Raw genomic sequence first — 12,244 nt, forward strand, 5'->3', positions numbered from 1 at the left:
CGGTGAGGGGGCGTGCCGTCAGTGTGCCCGGTCTTCGCTGTGAGCGCTAGTCGTCGCAGTCTTTCCCCTTGCAATCCTTGTTTTGATTGTCTTTGGCGTCTTCCTCGGCCTGCTTGGCGTCTTCAGCCGCCTGCTTGGCGTCAGCGTCGGCTTGCGCGGCCTCTGCTTCCGCCAGGTCCCGGGCAGCGGACGCCGCCTGGGCTTCGGCGGCATCGATTGCGGTCGACAAATCGGCCGATACCAGGTTGATTGCCGCCTGAATCTCGGCGGATCGCTCCGGTGCCACCTGGCCCGATGCGGCTGCCGTGCGGAGGTTGGCCTCGGCGTGCGAGAGTTCTGATCGTGCCTGGACCAGGTCACCGGCGGCGGCCGCCTCGGTCACCCCGAGCACGTCTGCCTGCAACTGCTCGGCGGTGGTCGGCTCCAGTGCCGGGGGCTTGCCGGCGCATCCCGCGAGCAGGAGCGCGGTCATCGCGCAGGCGGCGACGGCGACGGCCAGGCGTGAGCAGATGCGCATCATGGGTTCACACTTTCCTGGAGCTGCTGCAGATGTGTGCCGAGGGTGCCGTCCACGGCGGGGTATGTGGGGGGAACAGCCTCCGGCGCGCTCGGCCGGTTGAGCAGCACGATCGCGAGCACGATAAGGGACGCGGCAATGACAACGGATGCCAGGAGTGCCCGCTTTGCCCGTGGCGTGCGCCCCCGGCGTTCGGGTTGCTCCTGCGGCCCCAGACCCCCGAGGGGCAGAACCGTCGTGGCCTCGTCGCCCGTCACCCGCGGTGCTGCTCCGGCCACGGTGGGCTCGGCGAGTGCGTCGGTGGGCATCAGCCGGGTGGCGGCATCCGCTTGCTCGGGAAGCAGCGCCGTTGCGAGGGCGGTTTCGGCGGCCAGATCAACGAGCAGCGCGGCGGTCGGCACGGCTTCGCCAGCGTTTTCCGCCACCAGGGTGCGCAGAACGACCGCGGCCGCCGACGCGGTGGGGCGGTCTGCGGGCTCGCGGCTGGTCATGGCCGTCAGCAGGCCAGACCAGCCCTCGCTCACGGCGGCGGGAATTTCGGGCTGGCGCTGCAGCCGGGCCATCGCCGATTCGATGGCGGTTCCGGGGTAGGCGCGCTCGCCGGTGAGGCACTCCAGCAGCACGAGACCGAGCGAGTAGACATCCGTCGGCGGTCCGAGCGCGGTGCCGAGGGCCTGTTCCGGGCTGAGATAACTCGCGGTGCCGAGGGTTGCCCCGGTGGCGGTGAGCCGGGTTTCATCGAGCAGCCGGGCGATACCGAAGTCGGCGAGCTTGGCGTGCATGGCTCGGCCGGGGAATCCGGAGGGTGAGAGCAGCACATTTGCGGGTTTGATGTCCCGGTGAATGATGCCTTTCTCGTGCACGTAGTGCAGCGCCTCCGCGAGGTCTGCACCCATGTCGGCGAGGTCACGCGTGTCGATCGGGCCCTCGGCGAGGCGGGTGCGCAGATCGGCTCCGTCCACGAACTCCATCACGATGAATGTGCGCGGCATGCCGTTGACCTGGGCGGATCCGGCATCGAAGAGCGTCACGAGCCCGAAGTGGTTGAGGCTCGCGAGCAGGGCGATCTCTCCGCTCTGCCGCTCGGGGTCCGCGGTGTCCATGCTGTCGGAGCGAAAGAGTTTGACGGCCACGGTTCGGCCGAGCGACATGTCGGTGGCCTGGTAGACCGACGCCATGCCCCCGGTGCCCACGAGGCGGTCGAGGCGGAAGCGGTCGGCGAGGAGCAGGCCAAGCGGACCGACGGTGTGTTGCGTAGACAGGTGAACCCCCAGTGACTGCCATTAAGCAAACCATACGAGCAGGGAAGCGGCGAGACGCGCAGTAAACGACCAGCCGCTTTGCAGCTTGGGACAGTTATTCTACTACAGTGGAACCTGTACTGCTCTTCATACTCGGCGTAGCCATCATCGTCGTCGGCCTCGCGCTGTCTATTGGCCTGCACGAAATCGGCCACCTGGTGCCGGCCAAGCTCTTCGGCGTCAAGGTCACGCAGTACATGATCGGCTTCGGACCGACCCTCTGGTCCAAGAAGAAGGGCGAAACCGAGTACGGTTTCAAGGCCCTGCCCCTCGGCGGTTACATCTCCATGATCGGCATGTTTCCGCCGAAGAAGGACGGTGTCGTGCACAGTGCGAGCACCGGATTCTTCGACACGCTCGTGCAGGAGGGCGCTCCCGAGAAAGACGCGACGAGCAAGCGCTCCAACGCGATGTCCACCATGGCGGACGATGCCCGCCAGGCGAGCGCCGACACCATCGGCGAGGGCGAAGACCACCGCGCGTTCTACAGGCTTCCCGTTTACAAGCGCATCATCATCATGCTCGGCGGACCCACGATGAACCTTCTCATCGCCATTGTCATGTTTTCCATTCTGCTGATGGGATTCGGCAGTCCCCAGACGAGCACCACAGTCGGAAGCGTCTCTGCCTGTGCGCTGCCTGCGACAAGTGATCGCCAGACGTGCCAGCCCGGCGACGAGGCCGCGCCCGGCGCAGCGGCCGGACTCCAGCCCGGTGACCGCCTCGTGAGCATCGACGGCACCGCGATCACGAGTTGGAGCCAGTCCACACAGATCATCCGCGAGGCTCCGGGCACGGTACTTCAGCTCGTCGTAGACCGTGACGGTACCGAGCAGAGCCTGACCCTCACACCGAAGCTCACCGAGCGCTTCGTCCTGGGTGCCGACGGCCAGCCGACGACCCAGACCGAGCAGGTCGGCTTCGTCGGAATCGGCGCCGCGAGCGAAATGGTGCGCCAGCCCGCCACCGCTGTGATGCCGGCCGTCGGCGAGACCATCGCCTCCACCGCGGCTATCATCATCCACCTGCCGCAACGTCTCGTCGACGTGGCCAACGCCGCCTTCGGACCGGGCGAGCGCGACCCCAACGGGCCCATGAGCATGGTCGGAGTCGGCCGGGTCGCGGGGGAGATCGCAAGCATCGACACCATCCCGGTCGAGAGCAAGATCGCGAGCATGCTCGGCATCCTCGGTTCGGTCAACATCGCGCTGTTCGTGTTCAACCTGGTGCCGCTGCTGCCGCTTGACGGCGGCCATATCGCCGGCGCGCTCTGGGAAGGCATCCGTCGGGCCTTCTCGAAGTTGTTCAAACGGCCGGAACCGGGCCCCGTCGACATGGCCAAGCTGATGCCGCTTACCCTCGCGGTGGTTGTCCTGCTCGGCGGCATGAGCCTGCTGCTCATGTATGCCGACATCGTGAAGCCCGTCAACCTCTTCGGCTAGCACGTTCGGGTGAATTGGCCACTGCTCGGCATCGGGGTGGTCGCTCTGACCCTGGGCGCACTCGCCTACCGCCGCATGTGGGTCAACTGGATCGCTCCAGTGACCCCCGGGCAGCATGGCTGGCCCTCGCAAGCGTCCCCGCCGGTGCTTTTCGACCCACTATCGTGCCACTCCGGAGAAATCAGCGCCAGGACCCGCCGTCTGAGGGCCTGCCGCGCCGTTGCCGCGCCTCGCTGCCGCTGTAGCTGCCGCGCCACGCGGTAGCGGCGCGCCAGCCCGCGACCTATCGGGACAGCAGCAGCGCCTCACCCTGGCCGCCGCCGCCGCAGAGCGCCACGGCGGCCTTGCCGCCGGCACGGCGGGATAGCTCGAGGGCCGCGTGCAGGGCTACCCGGGCGCCCGAAGCGCCGATCGGGTGTCCGATCGCGATGCCGCCACCGTGAATGTTCACCTTGTCCTCGGAGACCCCGAGTTCCTTCGACGACTGCACCACAACGGATGCGAAAGCCTCGTTGATCTCGACGACGTCGAGATCCGCGGCGGTCCAGCCCTGCTTCGTGAGCGCGCTCGCAATGGCGTTCGCCGGCTGGGAGTGCAGAGAGTTGTCGGGACCGGCCACCTGGCCTGAGGCCTCGATCACGGCGAGCCAGCTGAGACCGTGCTCTTCGGCCCAGGCGCGGCTGGTGACCACGATGGCGCTCGCGCCGTCGCTCAGTGGCGCCGCGTTGCCGGCGGTGATGTTGCCGTCTTTCGAGAATGCGGGACGAAGTTTGCCAAGAGTGTCGGTGGTGCTCTCCGCCCGCACTCCCTCATCGGTTGTCAGCATGAGAGGGTCGCCCTTGCGCTGCGGCACGCTCAAGGGGGTGATCTCGCCCTCGAAGATTCCGGCGGCAACTGCGGCGGCCGTTCGCTGGTGCGATTTGGCGGCCACATCGTCCTGCTCGAGGCGGTTCAAGCCGAGTTTTTCGTTGGCGAGTTCGGTTGAGAGCCCCATCGAGAGACCGTCGAAGGCATCTGTCAGCCCGTCGTGCGCGGCGTGGTCGAGCGCGGAAACCGTGCCATATGCCCAGCCCTGGCGTGACCCGGCAAGAATGTGCGGTGCCCGTGACATCGATTCCTGGCCGCCGGCGATCACGACATCCGCTTCACCGAGACGGATCAAACGGGCCGCGTCAATGATTGCGGCGAGACCGGAGAGGCACACCTTGTTGAGCGTCATAGCCGGAACGTTCCATGGAATGCCCGCGGCTATCGAACTCTGGCGGGCTGGGTTCTGGCCGCAGCCAGCCTGAAGCACCTGCCCCATGAGGACGAAGTCGACCTGTTCCGGGGCCACGCCGGCGCGTTCGAGGGCGCCCGCAATCGCAGCGGCACCCAGCTCCACGGCGGTGAGTGAGGAAAGCTGGCCGTTTACGCGGCCCTGAGGGGTGCGCGATCCGGCAAGAATAACGACGTCTGGTGCGGTCATAAGGACTCCTTCGTCTGCGGCTGTCCTTCGACAGTAGCGGTCGTCCGTGTCACCGTCCTGACGCGCCATTGAACGTGCGGCCATCTTGGGGCCGCGCGTTCAGGTGAACTGCGGCCCCGGCGCGTAAGCTAACGGCGTGGCTGCAATCAATTTGGGAATGCCCAAAATACCCGAGATACTCGCTCCGAGACGCAAGTCCCGGCAGATCAAAGTCGGCAAGGTGCTCGTCGGCGGCGACGCCCGCGTGAGCGTTCAGTCGATGACGACGACCCAGACGACGAACATAAACGGCACTCTCCAGCAGATCGCCGAGCTCACGGCGAGCGGATGCGACATCGTGCGTGTGGCCGTGCCCACCCGCGACGACGCCGAGGTGTTGTCGATCATCGCGAAGAAGAGCCAGATTCCGGTCATCGCCGACATCCACTTCCAGCCCAACTACGTGTACGCCGCGATCGACGCCGGCTGCGCCGCTGTACGGGTGAACCCGGGCAACATCCGCAAGTTCGACGACCAAGTGGGCAAGATCGCCGCCGCCGCGAAGGCAGCGGGCGTGAGCCTGCGCATCGGCGTGAACGCCGGTTCCCTCGAGCCGAGCCTCATGCAGAAGTACGGCAAGGCCACGGCGGAGGCCCTCGTGGAGAGCGCCGTCTGGGAAGCCAGCCTCTTCGAAGAGCACGACTTCCACGACTTCAAGATCTCGGTCAAGCACAACGACCCCGTCATCATGGTCAAGGCATACCGGCTGCTCGCTGAACGCGGCGATTGGCCCCTTCACCTCGGCGTGACAGAGGCAGGCCCGTCGTTCCAGGGCACCATCAAGAGCGCCACGGCGTTCGGTATCCTGCTCGGCGAAGGAATCGGCGACACCATTCGCGTGTCGCTCAGCGCCCCGCCGGCCGAGGAGATCAAGGTGGGCCTGCAGATCCTGCAGTCACTCAACCTGCGTGAACGCAAGCTCGAGATTGTCTCCTGCCCGAGCTGCGGGCGAGCCCAGGTCGACGTGTACAAGCTCGCCAATGACGTCACCGACGGCCTCGAGGGCATGACAGTGCCGCTGCGTGTCGCCGTGATGGGCTGTGTCGTCAACGGACCCGGCGAGGCCCGCGATGCCGACCTGGGTGTGGCCTCGGGAAACGGCAAGGGGCAGATCTTCGTGCGCGGCGAGGTCATCAAGACCGTGCCGGAGTCCGAAATCGTCGCCACTCTCATCGAGGAGGCCAACCGGCTCGCCGCTGAGATGCCCGCCGCGGAGTCAGGACTCGGCGTCCCCGTCGTCACGGTCGGCTCCAACTAGTCGTTCCCCGGAACCCGGCCGGGCCGGGACGCGCGTAAGGTGGGTCAGTGCCTACACGTTTGTCTAACTACTTCCTCCGTACACTCCGCGAAGATCCCTCCGACGCCGAGGTAACCAGCCACCGTCTCCTCGTGCGTGCCGGGTACATCCGTCGCCAGGCTCCCGGCATCTTCGCCTGGCTGCCCCTCGGGCTGCGGGTGAAGGCAAAGGTCGAGCGGATCGTGCGTGAGGAAATGGCCGCGGCCGGCGCTTTCGAGGTGCACTTCCCTGCCCTGTTACCGCGCGAACCGTACGAGCTCACCGGGCGCTGGGACGAGTACGGCGACGGACTTTTCCGCCTGCAAGACCGCAAGGGCTCCGACATGCTGCTTGCCCCCACCCATGAAGAGGTGTTCACACTGCTGGTGAAAGACCTATACAGCAGCTACAAGGATCTTCCCCTGTCGATCTACCAGATCCAGGACAAGTACCGCGACGAGGCACGCTCCCGCGGCGGGCTGCTTCGCGGCCGTGAATTCACCATGAAAGACGCGTACTCCTTCGACCACACCGACGCCGGGCTCGACGTGAGCTATCAGGCGCAGCGCGACGCGTACGAGCGCATCTTCACCCGCTTCGGCCTCGAATACGTGATCGTGCAAGCGGATGCCGGCGCGATGGGCGGCTCAAAGAGCGAAGAGTTCCTGCACCCCACCCCCGTCGGCGAAGACACGTTCGTGCGCTCGGCCGGCGGGTACGCCGCCAACGTGGAGGCCTTCAAAACCCTCGTGCCGCCGTCCTTCGACTGGGCCGCTCTGCCCGCCGCCGAGGTGTTCGACACTCCAGACACCCCCACCATCCAGACCCTCGTAGACAAGGCGAACAGCGAGCACCCCCGCCCTGACGGCCGCGAGTGGACCGCCGCCGACACGCTCAAGAACGTGGTCCTGGCCCTCGTCTTCCCGGACGGCACCCGCGAGATCGTCGCGATCGGCGTTCCGGGCGACCGCGACGTCGACCTCAAGCGCGTCGAGGTGGCGTTCGCTCCCGCCGAGGTCGAGGCCGCCAACGAGGCGGACTTCGTCAAGAACCCCGGCCTGGTCAAGGGCTACATCGGCCCGTGGAGCGCAGCCGGCGCGGTCCTCGGCGAGAAGTCGGCCACCGGCATCCGCTTCCTGGTCGATCCCCGGATCGTTGCGGGCACCGAATGGATCACCGGCGCGAACGAGTCAGGACGTCACGTCTTCGGCCTCGTGGCCGGGCGTGACTTCGCCGTGGACTCGGTCGTAGAGGCCTCGGACGTGCGCGCCGGAGACCCGGCACCCGACGGCTCCGGGCCCGTGGAGCTCATTCGCGGTATGGAGGTCGGGCACGTCTTCCAGCTCGGTCGTAAGTATGCGGAGGTGCTCGGGCTCAAGGTTCTCGACGAGAACGGCAAGCTCGTCACCGTCACGATGGGTTCCTACGGCATCGGTATCACCCGCATCCTCGCGGTCATCGCCGAACTCAACAACGACGCTAAGGGTCTGATCTGGCCCGAGGCCGTCGCCCCGTTCGACGTTCACGTGATTGCGACCGGACGCGACGAGATCGTCTTCGAGACCTCCGAGCAGGTCGTCGCCGCACTTGAGGCCACCGGCCGCGAAGTGCTCTACGACGACCGCAAAAAGGTGTCGCCCGGAGTGAAATTCGGCGACGCCGAACTGATCGGTGTGCCGTGGATCGTCATCGTGGGCCGTGGAGCAGCCGACGGGATCGTCGAGCTGTGGAACCGCAGCACCGGGGAACGCGAACAGGTTGCCGCGGCAGACGTGGCCGCACACTTCGCCTGAGTCGGGTACCTTTAGAGGTGAGCCCGCTGCGCAGTTTCGCGGCGGCAAGATCTGAATAGAGGAGGCCGGCCATGGACATCGACCTCAGTGTTTTGCGGCAATTGGAGCGCGAGAAAGAGATTCCCTTCGAGGAACTCGTGCAGATTATTGAGCAGGCAATCCTGACGGCCTATCTGAAGCACACCCACCCGGATGAGCCCACGAAGCAGGCAGCCTTGGAAGAGGCGGGAGTACGTGTTGTACTCGACCGCAAGAATGGGCACGTAGACATCTACGTACCCGAGCACGACGAAGAAGACAATGTCATCGGCGAAGCCATCGACAACCCGACCGACTTCGGTCGCATCGCGGCTTTCGCGGCAAAACAGGTCATCAACCAGCGGCTCCGCGATCTTGCGGACGACGCTGTGCTGGGCGAATTCAAGGGACGCGAGGGCGACATCGTCGCCGGGATCATCCAGCAGGGTCCCAACCCGCGCATGATCCACGTCGACCTGGGGTCCATCGAGGCCATCATGCCGCCCGAGGAGCAGGTGCCAAGCGAGACGTACGTGCACGGCGCACGCATCCGCGTGTTCGTCACGGCGGTGGGACGTGGCCTCAAAGGCCCGCAGATCACCGTGTCGCGCACACACCCCTCGCTCGTGCGCAAGCTCTTCGCACTCGAGGTTCCGGAGATTGCGAGCGGCGTCGTGGAGATCGTGTCACTCGCCCGTGAAGCCGGGCACCGCACCAAGATCGCCGTGCGCGCGACCGAACCCGGGGTCAACGCCAAGGGCGCCTGCATCGGCGAGCTCGGCCAGCGCGTTCGCGCTGTCACCGCTGAGTTGAACAACGAAAAGATCGACATCGTCGATTTCTCGCCAGATCTGGCCACGTTTGTGGCCAGCGCGCTGTCGCCAGCCAAGGTGACGAGCGCGTACGTCATTGACGAGTCGATCAAGGCCGTTCGCGCCCTCGTTCCCGACTACCAGCTCTCTCTCGCCATCGGCAAAGAGGGCCAGAATGCACGCCTTGCGGCGAAGCTGACGGGTGCCAAAATCGACATTCAGCCGGATAGCATTCTGGAGGACGCCGAATAGGGGGTACGATGGACTCCGTTAGAACGTGCATTGGATGCCGTTCTCGCGCCTCACGTTCCTCACTCATGAGGATCGTCGCCCGGGAATCAGAAATTGTGGTGGATGAAACCGCTACTCTCCCCGGGAGGGGTGCGTGGTTGCATCCGACCGTCTCGTGCTTCCAAGACGCACAGAGGCGACGCGCTTTCGGGCGTGCCCTTCGCGTGACCAGCCAGCTGGACGCGAAACAACTAGAGAACAGGCTGACTTGGCTTATGGATAACTAATGAGCGGCTCGAAATGAGACCCGTCCGTTATTAACGGCCTGCCCCTTTCCGGGTGCAGGCCCGGAACAGGAGAATTGTGGCTGCGAAACCACGCGTACACGAGATCGCAAGCGAGCTCGGAGTCGACAGCAAGGTTGCCCTTGCAAAATTGAAAGAGATGGGCGAGTTCGTCAAGGGACCGTCCAGTAGCGTCGAGCCCCCGGTTGCCAGGCGGCTTCGTGCTGCCCTGGAAGCCGAGAGCGCGAGCGCCAAGGCCGCTAACCCGGCCGCCGCAGCGGCATCCGCTACGACAACCACAGCCCCGGCTCCCGGCCCGCGCCCGAGCACGGGCATCAAGCCTGGTGCCATGAAGCCTGGCGTCAAGCCTGGTGCGCGGCCTACCCCTGGGCAGCCCGCCGCTCAGCAGGTCGCCACCGCTTCCGAGCCGGCTGAGGCTGCCGAGGCTGCTCCGGTTCCCGTGGCCCCGCTGACCGTAGCGGAGCGTCAGGCGCAGGCGGCAGAGAAGGCCGCCGCAGCAGAAAAGGCAGCCGCAGCCGAGAAGGCAGCGGATGTCACCGAGGCAACCGACGGTACCGTCGCACCCGCCGCGAAGACCACGGGTGGTTCAGCCACTCCGGTCAAGCCGGGCATGCCCCGTCCGGGAGCGGCACGTCCGGGTAACAACCCGTTTGCCAGCAACCAGGGCATGGGCCAGCGTCCCGCCCAGCCGCCGCGTCCGGGTAATAACCCGTTCGCCAGCGCGCAGGGCATGGGCCAGCGTCCAGCCACGCCGACCCCCAGCAACATTCCGCGTCCGGCGGCACCTCGTCCCGGCGCACCCCGCCCCGGCGGACCCGGCCAGGCCGCGCGCCCGACCGGTTTTGGCCAGCGTCCGGGCGCCTTCCAGCGTCCCGGCGGTGCCCCGGGTGGAGCCGGTGGCGCACGCCCCGGCTTCGCTCGCCCGGGTGGAGCACCGGCCGGCGCACCCGGCTTCGGCCCGCCCCGCCCTGCAGGTGGCGGCGCAGGTCGTGGCCGTGGACCCGGCGGTGGAACCGCCGGTGCCTTCGGTCGCGGTGGTGGCAAGAACAAGGCTCGCAAGTCGAAGCGTACGAAGAGGGCCGAGTTCGAACTGCGCGAAGCCCCGTCGCTGGGTGGCGTGAGCGTACCCCGTGGGGACGGCGGAACCGTTGTGCGACTGCGCCGTGGTGCCTCCATCACAGACTTTGCCGACAAGATTGACGCGAGCCCCGGAAACCTCGTCACCGTGCTGTTCCACCTCGGTGAGATGGCTACGGCGACCGAGTCCCTCGATGAGGCCACGTTCGACGTACTGGGTGAAGAGCTCGGCTACAAGATCCAGATGGTCTCTCCTGACGATGAGGATCGCGAGCTCCTGCTCGCCTTCGACATCGACATCGACCAGGAACTCGAAGACGAAACGGACGACCAGCTCGAGATTCGTCCTCCCGTCGTCACGGTCATGGGCCACGTCGATCACGGTAAGACCGCGCTGCTCGATGCGATCCGTAACGCCAAGGTTGCAGCGGGCGAAGCCGGCGGCATCACGCAGCACATCGGTGCGTACCAGGTCGTCACCGAGCACGAGGGCATCGACCGCGCCATCACGTTCATTGATACACCGGGCCACGAGGCGTTCACCGCCATGCGTGCTCGTGGTGCTCAGGTAACTGACATCGCGATCCTCGTTGTCGCAGCGGATGACGGCATCATGCCGCAGACGATTGAGGCGCTCAACCACGCACAGGCCGCCAACGTGCCGATCGTGGTCGCAGTGAACAAGGTAGACAAGCCCGGCGCCAACCCCCAGAAGGTTCGTCAGCAGCTCACCGAGTTCGGCCTCGTCGCCGAAGAATACGGTGGAGACGTCATGTTCGTCGATGTGTCAGCGCGCAACAAGACGGGTATCCAGGAAATTCTGGACGCCGTGCTGCTCGTGGCCGACGCCGGTCTCGACATGCGCGCCAACCCCAACAAGGATGCTCGTGGTGTGGCCATCGAGGCCAAGCTCGACAAGGGCCGCGGTGCGGTTGCAACCGTGCTCATCCAGTCGGGAACGCTGCACGTCGGAGACTCGATCGTCGCCGGAACGGCCTACGGCCGCGTTCGTGCGATGGCCGACGAGAACGGCCAAGCGGTCACCGCAGCAACCCCGTCGCGCGCCGTTCAGGTGCAGGGCCTCTCAAGCGTTCCCCGCGCCGGTGATACCTTCCTCGTCATCGAGGAAGACCGCACCGCGCGTCAGATCGCCGAGAAGCGTGAAGCCGCCGAGCGCAACGCACTGCTGGCCAAGGCCCGCAAGCGCATCAGCCTGGAAGACTTCACCCGTGCACTCGAAGAGGGCAAGGTCGAGTCGCTCAACCTCATCATCAAGGGTGACGTGTCCGGTGCCGTCGAGGCATTGGAGGAGTCGCTCCTCAAGATCGAGGTCGACGATTCCGTTCAGCTGCGGATCATCCACCGTGGTGTCGGTGCGGTCACGGAGAGCGACGTCAACCTCGCCACCGTCGACAACGCCATCATCATCGGGTTCAACGTTCGCCCCGACACGAAGGCACGCGAACGTGCCGCCCGTGAAGGCGTCGACGTGCGCTTCTACTCCGTCATCTACTCCGCCCTCGAGGACATCGAGAATTCCCTCACCGGAATGCTCAAGCCCGAGTACGAAGAGGTCCAGAGTGGTATCGCCGAGATCCGCGAGGTCTTCAGCTCGTCCAAGTTCGGAAACGTCGCTGGTGTCATCGTTCGCTCCGGTACCATCACCCGAAACGCCAAGGCTCGCGTTATCCGCGACGGCGTCGTGGTGGGGGACAACCTGGGCATCGAGTCGCTGCGCCGCTTCAAGGACGATGTCACCGAGGTCCGCACGGACTTCGAGTGTGGTATCGGCCTGGGCAAGTTCAACGACATCCAGATCGGCGACGAGATCGAGACGATCGAAATGAAGGAAAAGCCGCGCGTCTAACTCACGCGGAATAGCTCGATAGCTTCACACTCTGGGTCCTTGCTCGATTGTCCACCGGGCAATCGGGCGAGGACCCGCAGTACTTAAGAACCGCAGCA

At 65.9% G+C, this 12,244-nt stretch carries 9 protein-coding genes; 6 read left to right on the forward strand and 3 right to left on the reverse strand.

Annotated features, from left to right (window positions below):
* Nucleotides 1-46: 46 nt before the first annotated feature.
* Both BJ997_RS03875 and BJ997_RS03880 read right to left on the reverse strand, forming a co-directional pair.
* Nucleotides 47-520 carry a hypothetical protein gene (locus tag BJ997_RS03875; RefSeq protein ID WP_052542184.1) on the reverse strand — a complete coding sequence of 158 codons (474 nt, stop codon included), beginning with the start codon at nt 518-520 and terminating at the stop codon, nt 47-49.
* A complete protein-coding gene (locus tag BJ997_RS03880; protein WP_338080937.1) occupies nt 517-1,791 on the reverse strand; it encodes a serine/threonine-protein kinase in 1,275 nt (424 codons plus the stop codon). Before BJ997_RS03880 ends, BJ997_RS03875 begins: the two co-directional genes overlap by 4 nt.
* A gap of 95 nt (nt 1,792-1,886) precedes the next feature.
* Here BJ997_RS03880 and BJ997_RS03885 point away from each other — a divergent pair, with 95 nt between their 5' ends.
* Complete coding sequence (locus BJ997_RS03885) at nt 1,887-3,260, forward strand: M50 family metallopeptidase (protein WP_035836396.1); 1,374 nt, start codon at nt 1,887-1,889, stop codon at nt 3,258-3,260.
* 283 nt (nt 3,261-3,543) lie between these two features.
* On the opposite strand, the gene BJ997_RS03890 is transcribed toward BJ997_RS03885, so the two are convergent.
* Nucleotides 3,544-4,728 (reverse strand): acetyl-CoA C-acetyltransferase, encoded by a 1,185-nt coding sequence (locus BJ997_RS03890; RefSeq protein ID WP_035836395.1) that lies wholly within the window; start codon nt 4,726-4,728, stop codon nt 3,544-3,546.
* A gap of 136 nt (nt 4,729-4,864) precedes the next feature.
* Here BJ997_RS03890 and ispG point away from each other — a divergent pair, with 136 nt between their 5' ends.
* The 5 genes from ispG (at nt 4,865) to infB (ending at nt 12,146) form a co-directional block, all read left to right on the forward strand.
* Nucleotides 4,865-6,025, forward strand: coding sequence for a flavodoxin-dependent (E)-4-hydroxy-3-methylbut-2-enyl-diphosphate synthase (gene ispG / locus BJ997_RS03895; protein WP_183323257.1), 1,161 nt, complete (start codon nt 4,865-4,867; stop codon nt 6,023-6,025).
* 47 nt (nt 6,026-6,072) lie between these two features.
* Entirely contained in the window at nt 6,073-7,836 is a 1,764-nt protein-coding gene (locus tag BJ997_RS03900) for a proline--tRNA ligase (protein ID WP_183323259.1), read from the forward strand.
* A gap of 71 nt (nt 7,837-7,907) precedes the next feature.
* The gene (gene nusA / locus BJ997_RS03905) at nt 7,908-8,918 is read left to right on the forward strand and encodes a transcription termination factor NusA (protein WP_035836392.1); all 1,011 of its coding nucleotides are present in this window, start codon (nt 7,908-7,910) and stop codon (nt 8,916-8,918) included.
* A gap of 8 nt (nt 8,919-8,926) precedes the next feature.
* Nucleotides 8,927-9,184 (forward strand): YlxR family protein, encoded by a 258-nt coding sequence (locus BJ997_RS03910; RefSeq protein ID WP_052542182.1) that lies wholly within the window; start codon nt 8,927-8,929, stop codon nt 9,182-9,184.
* 76 nt (nt 9,185-9,260) lie between these two features.
* Nucleotides 9,261-12,146 (forward strand): translation initiation factor IF-2, encoded by a 2,886-nt coding sequence (gene infB / locus BJ997_RS03915; protein ID WP_035836390.1) that lies wholly within the window; start codon nt 9,261-9,263, stop codon nt 12,144-12,146.
* Nucleotides 12,147-12,244: the final 98 nt, after the last annotated feature.

It is taken from the genome of Cryobacterium roopkundense, from assembly GCF_014200405.1.
In the GTDB taxonomy this organism is placed as follows: Bacteria; Actinomycetota; Actinomycetes; order Actinomycetales; family Microbacteriaceae; genus Cryobacterium; species Cryobacterium roopkundense.